Origin of the sequence: Promicromonospora iranensis (assembly GCF_028994805.1) — a bacterium.
GTDB lineage: Bacteria > Actinomycetota > Actinomycetes > Actinomycetales > Cellulomonadaceae > Promicromonospora > Promicromonospora iranensis.
Map to the genome: position 1 here is coordinate 1 of NZ_JAJQQP010000012.1, position 21,776 is coordinate 21,776.

Consider the following 21,776-nt stretch of genomic DNA (forward strand, 5'->3'; position numbering starts at 1 on the left):
CCTTCGCGTTCCGCTTCACACACGCATGCACATCCAACTCACCCGCGAGCTCCTTGATCCGCGCGACCAACCGCCGCGTGCCCATCGAAGCCAGAACCTCCCGGTTCGCCGGACCGCAGAGCTCCTCATCGATCCGCGCCCGGTCCTCCACACTCAGGTGCGACGTCTCCCGCACCATCAACGTGGCGCGCCACTGCGACAGCACACCCGTGCGCAGGGCATCGAAGGTCTGCGGCATCTGCATGACCCACACCCGCGCCACCCCCACAAACGAGCCGCCCGCATGCGGGCTCACCTGCAGCGCCGCACCGACCTGGTTCGGCACACCACGACCCCGCCGCCCAGCCCGGATGCCCTGCACAGCCTCCTCGGCCTTCGTCGCCTCGTCCAACGCCACCGCCAACCGGCCCTGCACCGCAGCCACCGTGTTCTTCACCGCCTCGAGCTCACCGAGCAGATCCACCCACTCGGCCTGCGCCTGCTTCGAGACAGGCCACGCGGCGTCAGTATCGGCGGTGTCAGTACCGCCTGGCAGGATCATGGTCGCCAGGTACTCCCGAACCGCACGCACATCAGCCGCACGCGCCACCGCAGGAACGACCTCGGAGACGGATCCTTCCCCGCCCGGGGGCAGCACCGACCCAACGAGCTGCTCGCCCGCTCCAGGTGCACCTCCGGCTGATGTCATGTCACCAACTTACCGCACACCTGTTCGCATCGCGCGCCGAACGAGCCCTCTCCGCCCATAGCAGAACCAGCAACAGGACCCGCCCACGGCCACCCCGCCTCTGGCCACCTCGCACCGCCAGGCGCACTTCGCCCGGCACCCCTCGTGTTCGCCACACGACAGGCACGACAGGCACGACAGGCATGCAAGCGCCGCCGCAGTGACAACACATGCCAGGCATGAACCCGCTACGAGCACCAAACAGGCTGCTCGGCGCCGGACTGGCGAGCGCCCTGCTGCTCGGCCCCTCCGCATGCGCCGGCCCGGCCGGCTCGGCGTCGGGCAGCGACGATCCCCACGACGGCCCGAGCGACGGCCTGACGGCGACCGCACCGCCCACGCCGTCGGCGTCCGGCCTCGTGACTGCCGTCACGACGGTCCTCCAAGAGGGCGACGGCCCGCCCGAGCTCTGCCTGGGCGGGGTGGCCGAATCCTTCCCGCCCCAGTGCAGCGGCCCGGAGATCGCCGGGTGGGACTGGGGCGCCGTCGAGGCCGACTCGGCGCAGGACACGACCTGGGGCGTGTACACGGTGGAGGGCACCTGGGACGGCGAGACCTTCCACCTCACCGACGTCACGGGTCCGACGGAACCGCCCACAACCCCTCCCGATGCCCGGCTCGATCCGGACAACGCCGGAGCGGTCGGCCGAGACATGCCGGAGCCCGAGGCGCAGGAGCTGCAGGACGAGGTGTTCGACGACCTGGACGGTCTCACCGGCTGGACCGAGAACGGGTACGTCTGGGTGACTGTCGTCTACGACGACGGCAGCATCCAGCGCTACGCCGACGACAGGTACGGCGGCGACACGGTCGCCGTGCAGTCGGCACTGCAGGACGTCGGGTGATCACCTCTCGCAGTGCGGACAATCTCGACAATAGCGACACATTGCGAGAGGGTACAGAATTGCGTCAATGACGTCCGGCGGGCAAGAAAATGCATGACATCAATGTTCGACAAATGCCGACTTTTACCTACGACATTTATCTTGACGCGCTACAAACCTCGCTGGCAGGCTCTCTCCCCCAACGAGTTGAGCGATCACCCGACGAAACGTGAAGCTGATCAGCCCGGCCCGAAACTGACGACAGAGAGTAGAAGGCTATGGGCGACGGGATCGCCACGGGCGTCTTGGTGAGGGTCACCGGGCCGTCGAGCACCGAGCGCGGCACAGAGGGCATCGTGAAGACCGTCCGACCAGGGTGGGCGGGCAGGGAGGCCGTGGTGGTGGTCGCCGGCATCTTGCGGTCGCGAGAGGTCGCCATACCGCTCTCGGACCTGTCGAAGAAGTGACCCGCACAGCGCTGCGATAGGGCTCCGGTGAAGACGCAGGAGCAGAACGACCACAGCGGGCCCGCCTCCGAAGAGGCGGGCCCGCTGTCATAGGGGTGGAGCTGCCGGGAATCGAACCCGGGTCCGGTGACGCTTTTCGAGTACTTCTCCGGGCGCAGTCTGCTATGGATTTTCTCGGCCCCCGCACTCGCGCAGACACGTTCGCGGACAGGCCCAGTCATCTGAGTGTTCCCGCAGCCCCGATGACGAGAGCTACGAGCAGTGGCTTCCTAGATGACGCCGGCTACTGGGACGGAAGCATTTCCCAGGCCGACGGAGTTCGGGCTCGCTCAGGCGGCGAGGGCGAACTCGTTGCGCGAGTTATCGGCAACTATGTGTTTGCAGACATCGTTTACGAGATAAGTCTGCATCCTCGGCCCGCTTCTCCTCGAAGCACGACCACCGTCGAAACCGATCAGCCCCTATGTTGTTGTCAACCGTCCCACCCGGGCTGCGCCCGTGCGGAACATCTCCAGCCTACGCGACAACACCGCAGACGGGAACGTTATTTCCGTTACAGCTGGCCGAGCTGCACGAGACCGGCCAGGCCGCGGCCGCCCGGACCGGTCAGCGGAGCAGCTCCTTCTGCCGCATCGCCCGCTGCGCCTCGCGCATGTCCTGCTGCTCACGCAGGGTCTGGCGCTTGTCGTACTCCTTCTTACCGCGGGCCAGGGCGATCTCGACCTTGGCCCGACCGTCCAGGAAGTACAGCGACAGCGGGATCAGGGTGTGCCCCTTCTCCCGTGACTTCGACTCCAGTCGGAGGATCTCCTCGCGGTGCAGCAGCAGCTTGCGCCGACGCCGCGGCGCGTGGTTGTTCCACGTGCCCTGGAAGTACGCCGGGATGTGCACGTTCTCGAGCCACGCCTCACCACGGTCGATGTTGGCGTAGCCGTCCGTGAGGGACGCACGCCCCATCCGCAGCGCCTTGACCTCGGTGCCCGACAGCACGAGCCCGGCCTCGAAGACGTCCTCGATCACGTAGTCATGACGGGCCTTCTTGTTGTTCGCCACGATCTTGCGCGGATCGTCCACGTTCTTCTTGGCCATGTTCTCCCTCCGGGGTCTCCTGGTGCGGCGCGCCCGGTGCAGGCAGCGCGACGTCCCAGTTTACGCGCCGGACCTGGGTGGACCAGGCTTTTACAGCCAGGTCATGGGGTCGACCGTCGAACCGTCGACATAGACCTCGAAGTGCAGGTGGCAGGCCGTCGACGTGCCGGTGGTGCCCGAGTAGCCGATCACCTGGCCACGCGAGACGCTCTGGCCCGGCGACACGGCGAACGAGGTGAGGTGGTTTGAGCTCGTCATCACGCTGCTCCCGCCCGCCGAGTAGCCGTGGTTGATGAGCACCTGGTTGCCCAAACCCGCCAGGAAGCGCGCGTAGAGCACCGTCCCGTCCGCGGGCGCCAGGATCGGCGTGCCGCAGTACGCCCGGAAGTCCGTGCCCGCGTGCAGCCGGGAGTACTGCAGCACCGGGTGGAACCGCATGCCGTACGAGGAGGTGACCAAGGGGCTCGCCGTCGGGTAGCCGAGGAACGAGACCGTCCCGGTACCGCCACCGCTGGCGCCGCCACCGGACGACCCTCCACCCGACGAGCCACCGCCTGACGAGCCACCGCCCGAGGACCCGCCACGCGAGGCCCCCTCCTCAGCCTCCCGCTCGGCCCGCTCCTGGGCGAGGCGCTCGTCACGCTCTCGCTGCTCGCGGATGATCGACTTGAGGTCTGACTCGATCGAGCTGAGCTCCTGCTCGGTGGCCTGCATGTTCTCCACCGCGACATGCTTGCGGCGCTCGATGCGCGCCTTGAGCCGTTCCTGCTCCTCGATCAGGCGCTCGATCTCCGCCTTGCGCTCCACGGCTGCCTGCTTGGCCTGCTCCTTCGACCGGACGTTCTCGTCCGCCAGGCGCTTGAGCTCCGTGACGGCCTCACGGATGGCGGACAGCCGCGCCTGCAGGTTGCGGGCGGTCGCCTCGGCGTCCTGCAGCTCGGCGAGCGTGCGCGCTCGGATCCGGGCGGCCGACGACGACACCGAGTACCCGTCGATGAACTCCTTGGTGCTCTGCGCACCGGTCACGAGGCCGATCGCGGAGGCGTTGCCCGCACCGCGGAACTCCTCGCGGGCCATCTGGGCGATGTCGTCCCGCGCCCCGTCGACCTTGCCGGAGCCGTCCTGGAGCTGCTGGCTGACCTTGGCCTCCTCCAGCTGGGCGTCGGCCAGACGCTGGGCAAGGATCGCCGCCTCCCGCTCCGCCCGCTCCAGCTCGGCCTCTGCCTCGGCGAGCTCCGCCTCGGCGACCGGCAGGCGGCCCTCCACCTGGTTCAGCTCGAGCACCGCGTCGGCCAGCTGCGTGTCGGTGTGCTCCAGCTCCGACTCGAGGCTCTCGCGCTCCGCCTCCTTCGCCTGCTGCTCCCGCTCGGCGGCGGCACGGCGGTCGTCGAGGTCGTCCGCGTGCACGACGGTGGAACCGCCGAGCAGGAGAACTGCCGCGAGCACCGCGGCGACCGGTCCGCGGTGACGGACCCTGGACTGGGAGCTTCGGGGAGTTGACATCAGATCCTCGTGTACCGGTTCAGGGTGAAGAAGGACGAGAGAGCCGCCAGCGCGACGGCCATGATCACGAGCAGCGGCGCGACGCGGAGCACGTCGACCTCCGACACGTAGGCCACCCAGTCGACCGAGCGTTCGAGCCAGTCGCTGACCATGAAGCGCACGGCGAGCCAGAGCCCACCTCCGGCCAGCAGCGAACCCAGCACGGCCGCCAGTGCCCCTTCCAGCAGGAACGGGAGCTGGATGAACAGGTTGGACGCCCCCACCAGGCGCATGATCTCGGTCTCCTTGCGCCGCGAGACGGCGCTCAGCCGGATGGTGGTGGTGATCAGCAGCACCGCGGCCAGGAGCATGACGCCGGCCAGCCCGGCCGCGAGCAGGGTGGCGACGTTGAGCGTACGGAACAACGGTTCGAAGACCGCCCGCTGGTCCTCCACGATCTCCACGCCATCACGCCCCGAGAGCACGTCGCTGACGACGGCGAACTGCTCGGCGTCCGACAGCTTGAGGCGCAGGGAGGCCTGCATGTCGTCGGCGGTCAGCTGCGTGCCCTGGTAGCCGTCCGGGTAGCGCTCGCTGAACGCCTCGAACGCCTGCTCCTTGGACTCGAAGTAGACCTTGCTGACCTCGTCGGTCAGCTCGGTGTCGATGATCTGCCGCACCGCGTCCACCTGCGCGTCGGTGGCCTCGCCGCCGGCGCACGTCGGCGCCACGGAGCCTTCCGGGCAGAGGAACACGGAGACCTCGACGAGGTCGTACCAGTCGTCCTTGAGCTTGCTGATCTGAGCCTGGAGCAGGGCGGCCGCGCCGACGAACGTCAGCGACACGAACGTCACGAGCACCACCGCCACGACCATGGTGGTGTTCCGACGCAGGCCCGAGAAGACCTCACCCAGCACGAACTGGAAGCGCACGGTCAGACCCCCCGCACCGTCTGGACCGGCGCACGGGTACCGCTGCCCGGGGAGTCGAGCACCGGCGACGCACCGACGTCGGGCAGGATCGCCTCGCGCTCGCCGTAGCCGCCGCGGGCCTCGTCGCGGACGACGACGCCGTCGGACAGCTCGACCACGCGGCGGCGCATCTCGTTGACGATCTCGTCGTCGTGCGTGGCCATGACCACCGTGGTGCCCGTCCGGTTGATGCGGTCCAGCAGGCGCATGATGCCCAGCGAGGTCGTGGGGTCGAGGTTGCCCGTCGGCTCGTCGGCCAGGAGGATCTGGGGCCGGTTCACGATGGCGCGGGCGATCGCCGCGCGCTGCTGCTCACCGCCCGACAGCTCGGTGGGCATGCGCTTGCCCTTGCCCGCCAGGCCCACCATGTCCAGCACCTCGGGCACGGTGTCCCGGATGGCATGGCGGGGCTTGCCGATCACCTGCAGCGCGAAGGCCACGTTCTCGTGGACCGTCTTGTTCTGCAGCAGGCGGAAGTCCTGGAAGACCACGCCGAGCTGACGCCGCAGCGTGGGCACGCGCCATGCCGAGAGGTTGGCGACATCCCGCCCTGCCACGTAGACATGGCCGCGCGTGGGCCGCTGCTCGCGCAGGACCAACGACAGGAACGTCGACTTGCCCGAGCCCGAGGCCCCCACGAGGAACACGAACTCGCCACGCTCGACGTCCACGGAGACCTGGTCGAGGGCAGGTCGTGCACCGCGCGCATAGACCTTCGACACGTTCTCGAACCTGATCACGAGCCCGAGACTAGGGGGGTGAAGTAGTGGCGTGTCGGGCGGACACGCCGACAAAACTCACCCGATCCCGCAAAGATGGCACACCTTACCGGCCAAAAACGTCGAGAAACGGCAAATCACCCAGGAATGCGCGGCCTGCGCGACCGTCAGTTCTGCGAACCGCCCCGGCGCCAGCGGATGCCGGCCTCGATGAAATCGTCGATGGCACCGTCGAACACTGCCTGCGGATTGCCCGACTCGTGCTCCGTACGCAGGTCCTTGACCATCTGGTACGGCTGGAGCACGTAGGAGCGCATCTGGTCGCCCCAGCTGGCCTTGATGTCGCCGGCCATCTCCTTCTTCTTCGCCGCCTCCTCCGCCTTGCGCAGCAGGAGCAGGCGCGACTGCAGCACGCGGTACGCCGCCGCGCGGTTCTGGATCTGCGACTTCTCGTTCTGCATGGCGACCACGACGCCGGTCGGGATGTGCGTCATGCGGACCGCGGAGTCCGTGGTGTTGACGGACTGACCACCCGGGCCCGAGGAGCGGTACACATCGATCTTGAGCTCCGAGTCCGGGATGTCGATGTGGTCCGTCTGCGCGATGAGCGGGATCACCTCGACCGCGGCGAACGACGTCTGCCGGCGGCCCTGGTTGTCGAACGGCGAGATACGCACCAGGCGGTGGGTGCCGGCCTCGACGGACAGGTTCCCGAAGGCGTACGGCACGTTGACCTCGAAGGTCGCGGACTTCAGGCCCGCCTCCTCGGCGTACGAGGTGTCCCCCACCTTGGTGGGGTAGCCGTGCCGCTCGGCCCAGCGCAGGTACATGCGCATCAGCATCTCGGCGAAGTCCGCGGCGTCGACGCCACCCGCACCGGCACGGATCGTCACGACGGCCTCACGGGAGTCGTACTCACCGTTCAGCAGCGTGCGCACCTCGAGGGCCGCGAGATCCTTGCGGATCTTCGCGACCTCCTCCTCGGCCTCGGTGAGCGAGTCGGCGTCGTCCATCTCGTGACCGAGCTCGACGAGCGTCTCGACGTCGTCGATGCGGGCACGGAGCTTCTCGACCCGGTCCAGCTCGGCCTGGGCCGCCGACAGCGCGGAGGACACCCGCTGGCCCTCGTCCGGGTCGTCCCACAGGTTCGGCGCCGACGCCTGCTCGGACAGCTCGGCGATCTTCGCCTGCAGGGCGGTGGGGTCGCTCACGGCCTCGATGGAATCGAGGGTGGCGCGGAGCGCCTTGATCTCTGCGGGGAAGTCGTTGGTTGCCACGGTATTCAAGGTTACCCGCGCATCGCCGTGCCCGACGCCGGTAAATTCGGCGACCGTGCTCGGACCCGCCGATGGGCCGCCCCGCAGCAGCGTCAGCGAGCCCCGGGCTCCGGCAGCTCCCGGCCGAACATCTGCGCCGTCGCGCGGGCGCTCGGGTTCCCGGCCTCGGGGTCGGCACCGTGCTCGACGAGCACCCGGATCACGTCGGCCTCGTTCTTGAAGACAGCCCCCGCGAGCGGCGCCTGGCCCTTGCCGTTCAGGCGGTTCACGTCCGCGCCCCGCTCGGCGAGACCCGCCGTCACCGCCGCGTGCCCGTGGTACGCGGCGAGCATCAGCAGCGTGTTGTCCGCCTCGTCGGCCAGGTCCACCGGCAGGCCCGCGTCCACCAGATCCAGCAGCACGTCAGCGCCCTGCCGGGCGAGGTCGAAGATCTGCTGGGGCTCGAGGCGGGTGCCGGCCTCCGTATCGCTCGTGCCCTGCTGGTCGGCCCGCTGGTTGCCGTCGAGGTCGCTCATGGCCACAACCTAACCCGGCTCAACACGCGCGCGCCGTGGACGACGCCGACATCGTGATCCCTCCGCCGAACGCGTCGGTGAACCAGCGCAGCAACGGCGGCCGGGACACCGCCGTGAGCGTGACCCGGGCCGAGCGCCCGTCCGGCGACGAGGCGCCGGCCACCGCCACCGGGATCCCCGGCGGGTGCTCGCCAAGGTATCGCTCGACGGCGGCGCGCACGTCGGCGTCCGACAGGGTGAGCGGGGCGCCGTCGGCCGGCGCGCCGGAACCCGCGTAGAAGGCGTCGGGAGACATCGCGCTCGCGGCGTCGGCCGCGGCGAGGTCCGCGACGTCGTAGAGCGCCTTGCGGTCCAGGTGGACCGCGCTCGCGGAGGCGACCACCGCGACAAGCATCAGCGTGAATGCGACGAACGCCGTGGTCAGCAGCATGATGCGGCCGCTCTCGTCGCTGCGTCGAAGCGTCTCGGCGCGGTCCGCGGGGCCCATTCCCGCATTGTGTCGCGGGTCGGGAGCGGCCGCCCGGGGGAACCGTGATCACACTGTCCCGCCCTCTGCATCGAATGGTGTGATGAACCTAAACGTTTAGGCTGGTCAGGCCGATTGAAAACGTTTAGCAAAACCCCTTGACAGCAGGCACCGTGCATCGAAATCCTTTTCCATGTCCGACGGGCCAACGACGGCCCTGTCCAGCACGAAGGGATCAACGATGACCCGAACGCTCACCTCACCGCGCCATCGGCGCAGTCTGCGAGCCATCTCGCTCGCCACCCTGACCGCGGTGGTGCTCGCCGGCGGCATGGCAGCCACCACCGCCCAGGCAGCCGGCAGCACCCTGCAGGCCGCGGCCACGGAGAAGGGCCGGTACTTCGGCACCGCCATCGCGGTGAACAAGCTCTCCGACTCGACGTACACGACCATCGCGAACCGCGAGTTCAACATGATCACCGCCGAGAACGAGATGAAGATCGACGCCCTGGAGCCCAACCAGAACCAGTTCAACTGGACCAACGGCGACCGCGTCGTGAGCTGGGCCCGCAGCAACGGCAAGGAGGTGCGCGGGCACACGCTGGCCTGGCACTCGCAGCAGCCGGGCTGGATGCAGAACATGAGCGGCACCGCCCTGCGCAACGCCATGCTCAACCACGTGACCCAGGTCGCCACCCACTACCGCGGCCAGATCCACTCCTGGGACGTGGTGAACGAGGCGTTCCAGGACGGCTCCTCCGGCGCCCGGCGCGACTCGAACCTGCAGCGCACCGGGAACGACTGGATCGAGGCGGCGTTCCGGGCCGCCCGAGCCGCCGACCCGAGCGCCAAGCTCTGCTACAACGACTACAACACGGACGACTGGACGCACGCCAAGACCCAGGCCGTGTACAACCTGGTCCGCGACTTCAAGGCCCGGGGCGTGCCGATCGACTGCGTCGGCCTCCAGTCGCACTTCAACGCGCAGAGCCCCGTGCCGAGCAACTACCAGACGACGCTCTCCAGCTTCGCGGCGCTGGGCGTCGACGTCCAGATCACCGAGCTCGACATCGAGGGTTCCGGCTCCGCGCAGGCGGACAACTACCGCCGCGTCGTCGAGGCCTGCCTCGCCGTCTCGCGCTGCACCGGGATCAGCGTCTGGGGAGTCCGGGACACCGACTCGTGGCGCGCCAGCGGCACCCCGCTCCTCTTCGACGGCAACGGCAACAAGAAGGCTGCCTACACCTCCACGCTCAACGCTCTCAACGGGGGCGGCACCAACCCCGACCCGGACCCGGAGCCCGGCGACGGCTGCACGGTGACCGTCAGCAGGGCGAACGAGTGGTCCGACCGGTTCAACGTCTCGCTCGCCGTGTCCGGCAGCTCGACGTGGCGGGTCTCCATCCAGACGCAGGGCGGCCAGACCCTGCAGAACTCGTGGAACGCGACGGTCTCCGGCACGAGCGGCACCCTGACGGCAACGCCGAACGGGGCCGGGAACAACTTCGGCATCACGCTCTACAAGAACGGCAACAACAACAACCCGACGGCGACCTGCACGGTCCCCTGACCCGCTGACCCGCTGACCCGCTGGCCTGCCTCTGGGGGCAGGTCAGCGGGTCAGGCTTGCTACGGGCGGGGTTGGGCGTAGCGGTCTACCGTTCCCGTGCGGGACGCCTCTACCGGGACGGACAGCGGCACCCAGCCGCGCACCACGTCGGGCAGCAGGGGCAGGGGCACCTCGACCCGCACGACGGCCCCCACCGCACCGCCCGGCGTCAGGCACGGGGACGTGGAGCACTCCAGGCTGAGCGCGCCGTTGTCGCGGGCGAAGCCTTGATCAGTCAGGGCGATCCCGACAGCTGCGTCGGCCCGCGCCGCGCCCGCCGCCGACGACTCGGCGGTCACCATCGCGCGGACGGCGTCCCGGGCCGCGCCCTCGGCCGCGAAGGCGCCCGCCTGGACCCGGCCGAGCGTCACCACGAGGTAGACCAGGGGGATCAGCAGGATCAGCGAGACACCAAGAAACTCGACCATGGCGGAACCGCGCTCCCGCTCCCCCGGTCTCATGGCACCTCCTCCAGGGCGCGGCCCCGCACCGTCAGCACCCCGCCCGGCCCGAGGAGCCCGACGACGGGAAGCGGCGTGCGCACGGTCACCTCGGTCACCGCCGCTCCGTCGACGGTGGCGCGGCCTGCGGTGACGTCCCGGGCGTAGTCCCCCGTCAGGGCACCGGCCAGGAGCGCACGCGTGCGCGCCACGCCGTCCGCCGGCCCGCGGTCGGCGCGGGCCGCCACGCGGGCGCCCTCGGCCGCCGCGTCGGTGGCCAGGGACCGCACGTGGACCGCGAGCGCCACCTGGACGACGCCGAGCAGCAGCGCGAGGACCAGCACGGACACCAGGAGGAACTCGACCGCGGCGGAGCCGTGCTCCGACCGGCCCGGGCTCACCCCTGGCCCGTGACGCTGCTGATCGCCTGCCGGAACGCGTTCTCCAGCAGCGGGCCGGCGACGGCCCAGAGAGCGACCACCAGCCCCGCCGTCATCAACGTGACGAGCACCCAGCCCGGCACGTCGCCGCGTTCGCCGTCCTGCTCGTCGTGGTGCTCGTTGCCCAGCTCGTTGTCCAGCTCGTAGTCGTCGCGCATGGCGCTTCCTTTCGTCGGCCGACCCGTTCGCAGAGTCATGTCAGAGCCCGATCCGGAGGGTGGCCAGGCTGGGGAAAACGGCGAAGACGACGGTCACCGGGAGCACGAGGAACACGACGGGGACCATCATCAGGATCTCCTTGCGTCCGCCCGCCTCCAGGAGGGCGCGACGGCCGGCCTCACGGACGTCGTGCGCCTGGTGGCGCAGGACGTCCGCCAGGGGCGTGCCACGCTCCAGTGCGACGACCACGCCCTCGGCGAACCGTGACAGGGGCGGTAGGCCCGACCGGTCGGCGAGCGCCGTGAGCGCGGTGGTCACGGGCGCGCCGGCGCGGACGTCGGCGACCATGCGCCGGATCTCCCCGGCCAGCTCGCCGCGGGCGGTCGAGGCCACTCGTTCCAGGGCGGCGGGCGGGCTCTCCCCCGCGGCGACGGCCAGCGCGAGCAGCTCGGCGATGGTCGGCAGCTCGGCCAGCAGCCGTTCCTCGCGCCGCCGGACCCGCACCGTGAGGGCCTGGTCGCAGGCCACGTACCCGCACGCGCCTGCCACGACGACGAGCGCCACCAGCGGCACCGCCGCCGCGCCGCGGGTCGCCGCGAGCAGCAGCGCGAGCCCGAGCCCGGTCGCCAGCCCGGTCACCGTCCACACGACCTGCCGTGCCCGGAAGTGGTCCACCGACTCGGCGGAACCTGCCCGGTCGAGCCGTCGCCGTACCTCGTCGCGGGGTGAGCCGAAGCGTTCGAGGCGCGCGCCGACGTCGTGCAGGCCGAGCAGGCGGACGACCGCAGAGGTGCGGCTGACCTCCCGCAGGAGCGTCGAGGTGGCGTCGCGCGGCCGGAGGTACGGTGCGAGCCGTTCGTCGAGGGTGACGGCGCGCGACCGCAGGCGGGCGAGCACGATCAGGAGACCCAGCGCGACGCCGAGGCCGGCGAGCGCGCCCGTCGCCCAGCCCGTCACCGCAGCACCCTGCGCTCGGCGGGCAGCCGGCCGATCCGCAGCATCATCCGGTAGGCGACCACCGCGCAGAGGCCGCCGACGACCAGCACCGCGACGCCGGCGGGCGAGTCGTAGGCGCGAGCCGTCTCCGGCCGGGTGGAGAGCAGGGCGAGCACCACCCACGGCCCGGCGACGGCGACCCGGGCGCCGTTCACCGTCCAGCTCTGGCGTGCCTCCAGCTCGCCACGAGTGGCGGCGTCCTCCCGGAGGAACCCGCTGAGCGTGCGCAGCAGCCGGCCCAGGTCCTGCCCACCGACCTCGCGGGTGAGGCGCAGGGCCTCGACGATGCGGTCGGCCACCGGGTCGGCGAGGCGTTCCTTGAGCGCGTCGAGCGCGTCCCCGAACCGGCCGCTCGCCCGGTAGTCGTGGGCGAAGCGCCCGAACTGCTCCCGCAGCTCCACCGGGCCGCGGTGCCCGAGCTGGGCGACGGCCTCCGGCAGGGACAGCCCCGCCCGCACCCCGGAGGCGAGGTGGTCCACCACCTCTGGCCACACCTCCCGCAGTGCACGACGGCGGTGGCGCGCCCGTGCCCGGACCAGCACGACGGGGCCGGGCGCCGTCAGGACGGCGAAGCACGCGGCGATGGCGGGCGAACGGGTCAGGGCGAGCCCGAGCAGCAGCGTCACGAGACCGAGCGCCGCGCAGGCACCGACGAGCATCGCCGGCGTGACCGACGGCGCGCCGGCCTGGGTCAGGAGGTCCCGGGTCCGCAGGTGCCAGGTGACCCGGCCCGCGGGGCGAGGGGCCGGGGCCCAGAACGACCACCAGACGCAGAACAGCCCGGCGCCCAGGAGCAGCCCCACCACGACGCCCATCAGCGTGCCGCCCAGGGGCCCGCGCCCGCCCGGTGGCCCAGGCCCGTGCGGGTGCCGGCACCTGCCCAGGGCCCGGCGGCCATACCGGCCCCAGGACCGGTCGCTGCCGCCCGCTGGTCCGCGAGCAGCGCCCGTACGTCGAACCCGGCACGCGCGAACCGGTCCTCGCCGGGCGGCATGCCGTCACCGCGCCGCAGGTCGCCGTCGGCGTCCCGGTCGAAGAGCCCCGCCGTCTCGATGCGGCCCTCCTCGATGCGCCCGGTGACCGCGACGATCTCGCGCACCTGCCGCCGGACCACGCCGTCCGCGGCACGGCTCAGGCCGAGGTGCACCACGAGGTCCACCGCCGAGGCGACGGTGGGCACCACGAACCGGTCCGACACGTTCTCCCCCGCGAGCAGCGGAAGCGTCGTCATCTTCGCGACGGCCTCGCGCGCCGTGTTGGCGTGCAGCGTGCACATCCCGGGGATGCCGCTGTTGAGCGCGACGAGCAGGTCGAACGCCTCCGCCTCCCGCACCTCGCCGATCACTATCCGGTCCGGGCGCATCCGCAGCGCCTCCTTGACCAGGCGCCGCAGCGGCACCTCCCCGGTACCTTCGAGGCTCGCCGGGCGCGTCTGCAGCGCCACGTGGTCACGGACCGGGAGGCGCAGCTCCCAGACCTCCTCGGCCGAGATGACCCGCTCGGACCCGGGGATCGACCCCGCCAGGGCGTTCAGCATCGTCGTCTTGCCCGCCTGGGTCTGGCCCGACACCAGCACGTTGAGCCCGGCCCGCACCGCGGCGTCGAGGAACGTCGCGGCCTGCCCGGTCAGGGACCCGAGGCGGACCATGTCGGCCAGCGAGTGGGCCCGCACGACATGCTTGCGGATGTTCACGGCGAAGTGCGCACGTGTGATGTCGGGGATCACGACATGAAGGCGTTCCCCGCCCGGCAGCCGCGCGTCCACGAACGGGCTCGACAGGTCGAGCCGCCGCCCGGACGTCTTGAGCATCCGCTCCACCAGGTCACGGACCTGCTCGGTGGTCAGCACCGTGCTGGTCAGCTCCGGGACCCCGCGCCGCGCGACGTACACGTGGGTGGGGGCGTTGAGCCAGACCTCCTCGATCTCCGGGTCGTCGAGGTAGGGCTGCAGCGGGCCGAACCCGCCGACGGCGTCGGTCACCGTCCGGGCCGCGGCCTCGGGGTCGGCGAGGGGCGGCACCACGCCGACGCTCGCCCGGGCCGCGTAGTCACCCACCGCATCGGTGACGAGGCTCGACAGCCCCGCCCGGTCACCAATCGGGTCCAACCCCTTGCGCCGCACCAGCTCGCGCACCTCGTTCTCGAGGATGCGCGCCCCCTCTTCGCCCATGGCCGACAACGCTAGAGCCAAATGTTCACCTTCGCCCGGCGCCCTGTGGATAACTTTCCTCAAAGCCCGGAGTTATCCACCACATCCACAGGGTTGTCCACAAACGCGCAGGTAAAGAGGGTTGTCCGGCATGCCAGAGATGAACCCGGGGTGGACGGGCGATGGATATCGTCGTCCCCATGAGCTCCCTCTCTTCACCCGGCCGCGGCCGGGACCGCTGGCAGGACGCCGCGAGCGCGGCGGGCCTCCTCGCCGACGACGGCACCGTCGCCGCGACGATCTTCGCCGAGATGTCCGCCCTGGCCGCCCGCACCGGCGCGATCAACCTCGGCCAGGGTTTTCCCGACGTCGACGGTCCCGAGTACGTCAAGCAGGCGGCGATCCGGGCGATCGAGGAGGGTCGCAACCAGTACGCACCGGGTGACGGCGTGCCGGAGCTGCGCACCGCGATCGCGGACCACCAGGAGCGGCACTACGGGCTGGACGTGGATCCCGACACCGAGGTGCTGGTGACCACCGGCGCCACGGAGGCGCTGGCCGCCTCCATCCTCGCGCTGACCCGGCCTGGGGACGAGGTGCTCACGCTGGAGCCGTTCTACGACTCGCACGCGGCCTCGATCGGCATGTCCGGTGCCACGCACGTCACCGCTCCCCTGGTCCCCGGGCCGGACGGCTTCCGGCTCGACGTCGAGGCTCTCCGGGCCGCCGCCACCCCGCGGCTGCGGATGATCGTGCTCAACTCACCGCACAACCCGACCGGTGCGGTGCTCACCCGCGACGAGCTGGACGCCGTCGCCGCGGTGGCCAGGGAGCGCGACGCGATCGTCGTGACCGACGAGGTCTACGAGCACCTCACGTTCGGCGCCGAGCACATCCCGATGGCCACGCTGCCCGGCATGGCCGAGCGGACGCTGACCATCTCGTCGTCGGGCAAGACGTTCTCGTTCACGGGCTGGAAGGTGGGCTGGCTGCATGGCCCGGCCGACCTGGTCACCGCGGTGCGCACCGTCAAGCAGTTCCTCACGTACACGTCCGGAGCGCCGTTCCAGCCCGCCATCGCGCAGGCCCTGGCCGACGACGACACCCCGCACGCGCTCGCCGCATCCCTCGCCGGCCGACGCGACCTCCTGTGTGCCGGCCTGGAGGCGGCGGGCTTCACGGTGAACCGCCCGGCGGGCACGTACTTCGTGATGGCCGACGCGTCGGGGCTGCTCGGGCGCGTCGGGCTGCGCGACGGCGTCGAGCTGTGCCGGCGGCTGCCCGAGCTGGCCGGTGTGGTGGCGATCCCGGCGGCGGCGTTCTGCCGCGCCGGTTCCCCGACGGCGCAGGCGCTGGCGTCGCACGTGAGATTTACCTTCGTCAAGCAGGAGGCCGTCCTGCGCGAGGGGGCGACCCGCCTGGCCCGCCTGGGGGTGCCGCTGAGCTGATCCGTCCGCTCCGGGCCTAGCCCGCGAGCAGCGAGACCGCCACGGCCAGCATGATCAGCGCGATCACGCCGTCGACCACCCGCCACGCACCGGGGCGCCGCAGTACCGGTGCGAGCAGGCGCGCGCCGTAGCCCAGGGCGGCGAACCAGGCGACGCTGGAGACCATCGCGCCGGCCGTGAACAGCCAGCGGGCGTCGCCGTAGGTCACGGCGACCGAGCCCTGCAGCATCACCGTGTCGAGGTACACGTGCGGGTTCAGCCAGGTCAGCGCGAGCGTCGTGAGGACCACCGGCTTGAGGCGCCGGCCGGGACTGTCGCCCAGCGCGCCATCCTCGGCGGCGGCGAGCCTCGTGTCGCCGCGCACGGCCCGCCAGGCGGCCATGGCCCCGTACCCGAGCACGACGGCGGCGCCCAGCCAGCGCATCACCACCACGGCGTCGGGCCACCGCTCCACGAGCGGCCCGAACCCGGCGCCGCCAGCCGCGTAGAGCACGGCGTCGGACGTCGCGCAGATCGCCGCGACGACGCCCACGTGCTCGCGCCGCAGGCCCTGGCGCAGCACGAACGCGTTCTGGGCTCCGATGGCGACGATGAGCGAGAGGCCGAATCCGAGTCCGGCGAGCAGGGCGAGCATGCCTTCACGCTAGGCAGGCCGGGCCCTGAAGACCAGTTCATGTTTCTGAGGCAGCCTTAGCAAAACTGAAGATGAGCGAGACTGGTGGGATGCGATGGGATTCCCGCCAGCTCGAAGCCCTGGCCGCCGTGGTTGCCGAGGGCTCGTTCGACGCCGCGGCCCGGGCCCTGCACGTGACGCCGTCGGCCGTCAGCCAGCGCATCCGGGCGCTGGAGAACGCGGCGGGCAGCGTGCTGGTGCGGCGCGCCCGGCCGGTGGTCGCCACGACGTCAGGCCAGGCGCTCCTGCGCCTCGCCCGGCAGACGGAGCTGCTCGGCGCGGAGGTCGCGGCGGAGCTGGGCGCCGACGATGAGCGCCCCGGCGGGCAGGAGACCGACAGCGGCAGGCCGGACACCCTCGTGACGGTGCCTCTCGCGGTCAGCGCCGACTCCCTGGCCACCTGGGTGCTGGCCGCCCTCGCCCAGGTCGACGGAGTCACCTTCGACCTGCACCGGGCCGACGACAGCCGCACCGCCGACCTGCTCCGCGAAGGCGTCGTGATGGCGGCCGTCACCTCGCAGACCGCGCAGGTGCAGGGTTGCCGCAGCACACCGCTCGGCATCATGCGCTACCGCCCGGCATGCACGCGCGCCTTCGCACGGCGCTGGTTCCCCCACGGACCGACGCGGGAAGCACTCGACGCTGCGCCCGTCGTCGTCTTCGACCGGACCGACGACCTCCAGGACAGGTATCTGCGTGAGCGTGCGCCCGACGCCAGACCGCCGCGGCACCACGTGCCGAGCACCGTCGAGTACGAGGAGACCATCCGCCTCGGGCTCGGCTGGGGCATGCTGCTGGACCGGCCGACCATCGGCGGGCTGCACGACGGCACCGGCGGCGGGATCACCCTCCTCGAGCCCGACGCCGTCCTCGACATCCCGCTTCACCTGCAGCAGTGGAAGCTGCGCTCCACCGTGCTGGACAGGGTCACCGCAGCGCTGCGAAAAGAAGCAACACGGGAACTGCTTCCGGCGTGAAATAAGGACGTACCCCATCATTAACCCTGATTCAGTCCTTCCGCACTTCCAAATCATGAACCGGACATCCCATGTCCGACTTCTTACCGTTCAGCCATGCTCTCCGCGCTCGCCGGCATGGCTTTCGGTCTGTCGCTCATCGTCGCCATCGGGGCGCAGAACATCTTCGTTCTCCGCCAGGGCCTGCGCCGGGAGCACGTCGGGCTCGTGGCCGGCATCTGTGCCGTCAGCGACCTCGTGCTCATCTCGGCAGGGGTCGGCGGGCTGGGCACCATGATCCAGAGCGCGCCGCTGGTCGTCGAGCTCGCCCGCTGGGCGGGTGCCGTCGTCGTTCTCGTCTACGGCGGCATGGCCGCCTACCGCGCCGTGAAAGGGCAGCGGGTGGTCATGGGGCGACACAGCGTCACGCACCGCACGGTCGGTGCGGCCGTCGCCACCACGCTCGCGCTGACCTGGCTCAACCCGCACGTCTACCTGGACACCGTGGTGCTCGTGGGCGGGCTCGCCGCCACGCACGGCGACGACCGCTGGTGGTTCGGGCTCGGCGCCTGCATCGCCAGCACCGCCTGGTTCGTCGCGCTCGGCTACGGGGCGCGCTACCTGGCGCCGCTCCTGGAGAAGCCGGGCGCGTGGCGCGTCCTCGACAGCGTCGTCGCGGTGACCATGGTGGCCGTCGCGATCTCGCTGGTCGTCAGCGGAGCCTGAGCGTCAGCGGAGTCTAGTCGGCACAGACGCCGTCGAGCAGCACCTCCGGGCTCGGGCTCGGCTTCGGGGCCGCCGGCTCCTCCCCGGTGCCGTCACCGGTCGTGCCGGTCTCGTCGCCCGCGGCGTCCCCCGTGCCGGCGTCGCCCGTGCCGGCTTCGCCCTCGTCACCCGTGCCTGCTCCCTCGTCGCCGGTCCCCGCGTCGTCCGTTCCGGCGTCCGCCGACCCGTCCTCGGCCTCGCCGCTCGCGCTCGGCGAGCCGGACGGCTCCGGGTCGGGCAGCACCGCCTCGTCCGGCGGGATGTCCTCCGCCATGCGCGCGAAGATCTCCGAGGCCTCGGGATACCAGCCCAGGCCACTCGCGGAGCCTTCGGTGGTGTCGTACACCGGGACCTTGGTCATGATGATGTTCCGCTTGTCGATCTCCCGCAGCGACCAGGCGAGGCCCGCCACCTTGCCCGGGTCGGCGATGTCCGGGTCGGCGCTCAGCGAGCCCAGGGCCGCGTTGATCAGCCGGAAGGTCTTGGTCGGGTCGGCAAGTGTCTCGGCGGACAGGATCTGCCGCAGCGTCGCGTTGATGAACGCCTGCTGCCGCTCGATCCTCGTGATGTCACTGCGCATCTCGAGCCCCATGCCGGTGCCCTTGCGCACCCGGAGGAACTGGATGGCGGTCTTGCCGTCGAGCCTGTTCTCCCCGGCCGGCAGGTCGATGCGGGCCGACGCGGGGTCGCCATGGATCGCTTCCGGCAGGCACATCTTCACGCCGCCGATCGCGTCGACGACGTCGATCACGCCGTTCATCTTGACGACCGCGTGGTTCGTCACCGTCACGCCCGTCATGGCGTTGACCGTGTTGATCGTGCAGGCGGCCGCGTGCTTGAGCGACGTGTCGCCGCTGCCGACCTCGAACGAGGCGTTGAACTTGTCGCGGTAGGGCTGCGACTGGCCGCCGTCCGGAAGCTGGCACGACGGGATGTCCACGAAGGTGTCACGGGGCAGCGACGCGATCTCGATCCACTGCCGGTCCGCCGAGATGTGCACCAGCATCGTCGTGTCCGAGCGCATACCCGAGACCGAGCCACCGATGTCGGCATTGGTGCCGTCACGGATGTCGGTCCCCATGAGGAGCAGGTTGACCGGCTCGTCCTTGAACGGGTCGGACGGGTTCTTCGGCGTGACCTGCTCGGCCACCAGGCCGTCCAGGTCCTGGACCTCGATCTGCGAGATCGCGTTCTGGTACACCGTGGCGGCCGCGGCAGAGCCGAACGCCATCGTGCCGACGACACCCATGGTGACCCCGCGGAACACCATCATCTTGCGCCAGCTGCGGACGTGACGGGGCTGCCGCTCGCCCGACCGCGCATGCCGGGGAGGTGTTTGAAGTATCTCGCCGACAGGTCGGACCGCCGTCCAGAAATCAGTCGCCACGCACCGGAGACTATGGCCTCTGTGCGTCAATCGTGTAACTAAGTCCTGGCGCTCTCAGGTGGGTTCCAGGTCGTCGTCGGCGACCAGGCCCTGTCAACGCCCGGCAGCGCTCGGGTCGACGCATCCGCCACTCCCGTCCACTTGCCGGGCACCGTGGACCGCACCGCGGCCTCGTTCGCTGTTGCCGCGATCACCGCATCGGTCAAGAGTCCCGATGGTGCCCTCGGCCAGACGGGGGGGGACCAGGGCCCGGCAAGGCAATGACAAGGTGATGACGTGCCGGGACCCTGTGCCCCCCGCTGCAGTACGGTTCGGCGATTCAGGTGCTACGGGACAGAGATCGCCGTCCTGTAGCAGTTACCGGTGAAAGAACCGCTCGCCTGCGAGAACGCCGGCCACTTGATCGCACGCCTCGTATTCGGGCCGTAAAGACCATCGCCGCTCACACCAGAGGCGCTCTGCACGCTCGCCAGAACCTCGGAGGTCCGCCCACCGTAGTAGCCGTCCACGAACGAGGCACGCCACGCGGACGGGATGTGCGAGAGGTAGCAGTGCTTCAGGGACCGCTGCAGCTGCTCGGCTCCCTTGTTGTACGACGTGCTGGGCGCCATGTAGCACGTCTCGTGATATCCGCCCGACACGGACTGCACGGGGACGCGGTACACCCACCCACCCGTCCCGTCCAAGGAGGCGTAGTTATTGCAGTACCCCGCCGCGGCGGACGCGGGCGCAGCGAAAGCGACTGCTCCCATGCCAAGGACCAGACTGACCGCCGCGAATACCGCCATCAATCGTCCACGAAAGTTCTTCATGACCCTCCATCGTCTGGGGCTGTGGAGACCTCGGGTGAAGCCCCTTCCACGAGCACCTCAAGAGAGGCACTCCAACGATGAGCCTGGCATAAGGTCATTAAACGGTCAAACAACCTAAAGTTGGACAGTTGTTCATCAACGGATCGGTCAGTCCGGGCAGACGCCCGGCAGCAGCGAGGGCGACGGCGCCGAGCTGGGCGTGCCCGACGGCGTCGTCCCGCCCCCGTCGCCCGCACCCGTGCCGCGGGACTCGCCCGTTTCCCTCCCCGAAGGACTGCCCGGATCCTCGCTCCCCCCGGCACCGGTCGACGGCAGCGTCGCGTGCCCGGGCGGCGGCTCGCCAGCCGCGATGCGCTCCCAGACAGCGGTGGCCTCGTCGGTCCAGACCACACGGTTGGGGTCGGTGGGCGCGGCCACCACGGGCAGCTCGGTGAACACGATCTCGGCCGGGTCGATGTTCCGGATGCTGTACGCGAGGCCCGCCAGCGCCGCCGGGTCGGCCAGGCCCGGGTCGGCGGAGACCGCATTGAGCACCGCGCGGATGGTGCGGTACAGCCGGGGCGAGTTGGTGACGACGTTCTGGTCCAGGACCTGGCGTACCAGAGCGTCAACGAAGGCCTGCTGCCGCGTGATCCGGGTGAGGTCGCTGCCCTGGTCGAGCCCTAGCCCTTCGCCGTGCCTGGCCCGGAGGTAGCTGATCGACTGGCGCCCGTCGAGGGTCTGCTCCCCCGCCGGCAGCTCGAAGCGCCCGTAGTCAGGGTCCTGCACGAGCGGTTCGGGCAGGCACATGCGCACCCCGCCGAGCGCGTCGACGACGTCGACCACGCCGTCCATCTTGACGACCATGTGGTTGGTGACGGGCACGCCGGTGAGTGCCTGCACGGCGGAGATCGTGCAGGCGGCGGCGTACGTGAGGTCTTCCTCGGCGCCACCGCCGATCGTGAACGCGCTGTTGAACATGCCGTACCTGGCGCCGGACTCGGTGCCGTCGGGCAGCTCGCAGGCGGGGATCTCCACCAGCGAGTCGCGCGGGATGGAGACCACCTCGATGCGGGACCGGTCTCCGGAGACGTGCATCAGCATGGTCGTGTCCGACCGCATCCCGCCGTCACCCTCGCCCGCGATCTCCGTGTTCTCCCCGCCACGCAGGTCGGTGCCCATGATCAGGATGTTCAGGCTACGGCCGGTGAACGGGTCGTCCGGGTCGGGCGCCGACGACGGCGTGGGGCCCTTGACGAGACCGGATACGTCGCTGACGCCGATCTGGTCCTTCAGGTCCAGGTAGACGGCCGCAGCGCCGACCCCCAGCAGGCTGAGCGCGCCGACGACGACGAGCGCCACGACTCGCGCGACGCGGTGACTGCGCTGGGTACGGAGGTGCCGGGGCACATGCGGAGCATATGCA

The 21,776-nt window shown here is 70.6% G+C and carries 23 protein-coding genes, 1 other RNA gene and 1 pseudogene; 6 read left to right on the top strand and 19 right to left on the bottom strand.

Translation table 11 applies throughout. The features are described 5' to 3' along the window. Positions 1 to 541, bottom strand: a pseudogene (locus LUM46_RS19715) (hypothetical protein); the annotation flags it as partial. A gap of 365 nt (positions 542 to 906) precedes the next feature. Between LUM46_RS19715 and LUM46_RS19720 the strand changes: the two are divergent. Next, positions 907 to 1,572, top strand: a complete 666-nt coding sequence (locus LUM46_RS19720) for a hypothetical protein (protein ID WP_274996289.1) — start codon at positions 907 to 909, stop codon at positions 1,570 to 1,572. A gap of 257 nt (positions 1,573 to 1,829) precedes the next feature. Then, the gene (locus LUM46_RS19725; RefSeq protein ID WP_274996291.1) at positions 1,830 to 2,018 is read left to right on the top strand and encodes a hypothetical protein; all 189 of its coding nucleotides are present in this window, start codon (positions 1,830 to 1,832) and stop codon (positions 2,016 to 2,018) included. 93 nt (positions 2,019 to 2,111) lie between these two features. On the opposite strand, the gene ssrA is transcribed toward LUM46_RS19725, so the two are convergent. From ssrA to LUM46_RS19765, 8 genes are all read right to left on the bottom strand, one after another. After that, positions 2,112 to 2,480: a transfer-messenger RNA gene (gene ssrA / locus LUM46_RS19730) on the bottom strand. Positions 2,481 to 2,624: 144 nt separating this feature from the next. Next, complete coding sequence (gene smpB / locus LUM46_RS19735) at positions 2,625 to 3,107, bottom strand: SsrA-binding protein SmpB (RefSeq protein WP_274996293.1); 483 nt, start codon at positions 3,105 to 3,107, stop codon at positions 2,625 to 2,627. Positions 3,108 to 3,197: 90 nt separating this feature from the next. Beyond that, entirely contained in the window at positions 3,198 to 4,610 is a 1,413-nt protein-coding gene (locus LUM46_RS19740) for a peptidoglycan DD-metalloendopeptidase family protein (RefSeq protein WP_274996295.1), read from the bottom strand. After that, positions 4,610 to 5,521, bottom strand: coding sequence for a permease-like cell division protein FtsX (gene ftsX / locus LUM46_RS19745; RefSeq protein WP_274996297.1), 912 nt, complete (start codon positions 5,519 to 5,521; stop codon positions 4,610 to 4,612). Before ftsX ends, LUM46_RS19740 begins: the two co-directional genes overlap by 1 nt. 2 nt (positions 5,522 to 5,523) lie before the next feature. Beyond that, positions 5,524 to 6,300 (bottom strand): cell division ATP-binding protein FtsE, encoded by a 777-nt coding sequence (ftsE, locus tag LUM46_RS19750; RefSeq protein ID WP_274996300.1) that lies wholly within the window; start codon positions 6,298 to 6,300, stop codon positions 5,524 to 5,526. A 146-nt stretch (positions 6,301 to 6,446) separates the two neighbouring features. Next, entirely contained in the window at positions 6,447 to 7,556 is a 1,110-nt protein-coding gene (prfB, locus tag LUM46_RS19755; protein WP_274996302.1) for a peptide chain release factor 2, read from the bottom strand. A gap of 92 nt (positions 7,557 to 7,648) precedes the next feature. Further along, complete coding sequence (locus LUM46_RS19760) at positions 7,649 to 8,071, bottom strand: ankyrin repeat domain-containing protein (RefSeq protein WP_310242972.1); 423 nt, start codon at positions 8,069 to 8,071, stop codon at positions 7,649 to 7,651. A gap of 19 nt (positions 8,072 to 8,090) precedes the next feature. After that, positions 8,091 to 8,558 (bottom strand): hypothetical protein, encoded by a 468-nt coding sequence (locus LUM46_RS19765; protein WP_274996307.1) that lies wholly within the window; start codon positions 8,556 to 8,558, stop codon positions 8,091 to 8,093. Positions 8,559 to 8,778: 220 nt separating this feature from the next. Between LUM46_RS19765 and LUM46_RS19770 the strand changes: the two genes are divergently transcribed. Further along, entirely contained in the window at positions 8,779 to 10,107 is a 1,329-nt protein-coding gene (locus LUM46_RS19770; protein ID WP_274996309.1) for a glycoside hydrolase family 10 protein, read from the top strand. 59 nt (positions 10,108 to 10,166) lie between these two features. Here the strand turns inward: LUM46_RS19770 and LUM46_RS19775 are convergent, their stop codons facing one another. Genes LUM46_RS19775 through LUM46_RS19800 form a run of 6 tightly spaced genes read right to left on the bottom strand, consistent with a single transcriptional unit; the run spans position 10,167 to position 14,351 of the window. Beyond that, on the bottom strand, positions 10,167 to 10,607 hold the full coding sequence (locus LUM46_RS19775) for a pilus assembly protein (RefSeq protein WP_274996311.1): 441 nt from the start codon (positions 10,605 to 10,607) through the stop codon (positions 10,167 to 10,169). Beyond that, positions 10,604 to 10,987, bottom strand: a complete 384-nt coding sequence (locus LUM46_RS19780; protein WP_274996313.1) for a TadE/TadG family type IV pilus assembly protein — start codon at positions 10,985 to 10,987, stop codon at positions 10,604 to 10,606. The genes LUM46_RS19775 and LUM46_RS19780 overlap by 4 nt, the downstream gene beginning before the upstream one ends. Beyond that, positions 10,984 to 11,184: a hypothetical protein gene (locus LUM46_RS19785; RefSeq protein ID WP_274996314.1), complete on the bottom strand. Its 201-nt coding sequence runs from the start codon at positions 11,182 to 11,184 to the stop codon at positions 10,984 to 10,986. The genes LUM46_RS19780 and LUM46_RS19785 overlap by 4 nt, the downstream gene beginning before the upstream one ends. A 40-nt stretch (positions 11,185 to 11,224) precedes the next feature. Beyond that, entirely contained in the window at positions 11,225 to 12,142 is a 918-nt protein-coding gene (locus LUM46_RS19790) for a type II secretion system F family protein (protein ID WP_274996315.1), read from the bottom strand. Beyond that, positions 12,139 to 12,996, bottom strand: a complete 858-nt coding sequence (locus LUM46_RS19795) for a type II secretion system F family protein (protein ID WP_274996317.1) — start codon at positions 12,994 to 12,996, stop codon at positions 12,139 to 12,141. The genes LUM46_RS19790 and LUM46_RS19795 overlap by 4 nt, the downstream gene beginning before the upstream one ends. After that, complete coding sequence (locus LUM46_RS19800) at positions 12,996 to 14,351, bottom strand: TadA family conjugal transfer-associated ATPase (protein WP_274996318.1); 1,356 nt, start codon at positions 14,349 to 14,351, stop codon at positions 12,996 to 12,998. The genes LUM46_RS19795 and LUM46_RS19800 overlap by 1 nt, the downstream gene beginning before the upstream one ends. A gap of 179 nt (positions 14,352 to 14,530) precedes the next feature. Here LUM46_RS19800 and LUM46_RS19805 point away from each other — a divergent pair, with 179 nt between their 5' ends. Then, positions 14,531 to 15,778 (top strand): aminotransferase class I/II-fold pyridoxal phosphate-dependent enzyme, encoded by a 1,248-nt coding sequence (locus LUM46_RS19805; RefSeq protein ID WP_274996319.1) that lies wholly within the window; start codon positions 14,531 to 14,533, stop codon positions 15,776 to 15,778. Between the two features lie 16 nt (positions 15,779 to 15,794). Here the strand turns inward: LUM46_RS19805 and LUM46_RS19810 are convergent, their stop codons facing one another. Then, positions 15,795 to 16,412 carry a LysE/ArgO family amino acid transporter gene (locus LUM46_RS19810; RefSeq protein WP_274996320.1) on the bottom strand — a complete coding sequence of 206 codons (618 nt, stop codon included), beginning with the start codon at positions 16,410 to 16,412 and terminating at the stop codon, positions 15,795 to 15,797. 89 nt (positions 16,413 to 16,501) lie between these two features. Here LUM46_RS19810 and LUM46_RS19815 point away from each other — a divergent pair, with 89 nt between their 5' ends. Beyond that, the gene (locus LUM46_RS19815; protein ID WP_274996321.1) at positions 16,502 to 17,428 is read left to right on the top strand and encodes a LysR family transcriptional regulator ArgP; all 927 of its coding nucleotides are present in this window, start codon (positions 16,502 to 16,504) and stop codon (positions 17,426 to 17,428) included. Positions 17,429 to 17,524: 96 nt separating this feature from the next. Continuing rightward, positions 17,525 to 18,133, top strand: coding sequence for a LysE/ArgO family amino acid transporter (locus LUM46_RS19820; RefSeq protein WP_274996322.1), 609 nt, complete (start codon positions 17,525 to 17,527; stop codon positions 18,131 to 18,133). 13 nt (positions 18,134 to 18,146) lie between these two features. Here the strand turns inward: LUM46_RS19820 and LUM46_RS19825 are convergent, their stop codons facing one another. From LUM46_RS19825 to LUM46_RS19835, 3 genes are all read right to left on the bottom strand, one after another. Further along, positions 18,147 to 19,559 carry an LCP family protein gene (locus LUM46_RS19825; protein ID WP_274996323.1) on the bottom strand — a complete coding sequence of 471 codons (1,413 nt, stop codon included), beginning with the start codon at positions 19,557 to 19,559 and terminating at the stop codon, positions 18,147 to 18,149. Between the two features lie 326 nt (positions 19,560 to 19,885). Then, entirely contained in the window at positions 19,886 to 20,311 is a 426-nt protein-coding gene (locus tag LUM46_RS19830; protein WP_274996324.1) for a peptidoglycan-binding domain-containing protein, read from the bottom strand. A gap of 207 nt (positions 20,312 to 20,518) precedes the next feature. Next, on the bottom strand, positions 20,519 to 21,760 hold the full coding sequence (locus LUM46_RS19835; protein ID WP_274996326.1) for an LCP family protein: 1,242 nt from the start codon (positions 21,758 to 21,760) through the stop codon (positions 20,519 to 20,521). Between the last annotated feature and the right edge of the window lie 16 nt (positions 21,761 to 21,776).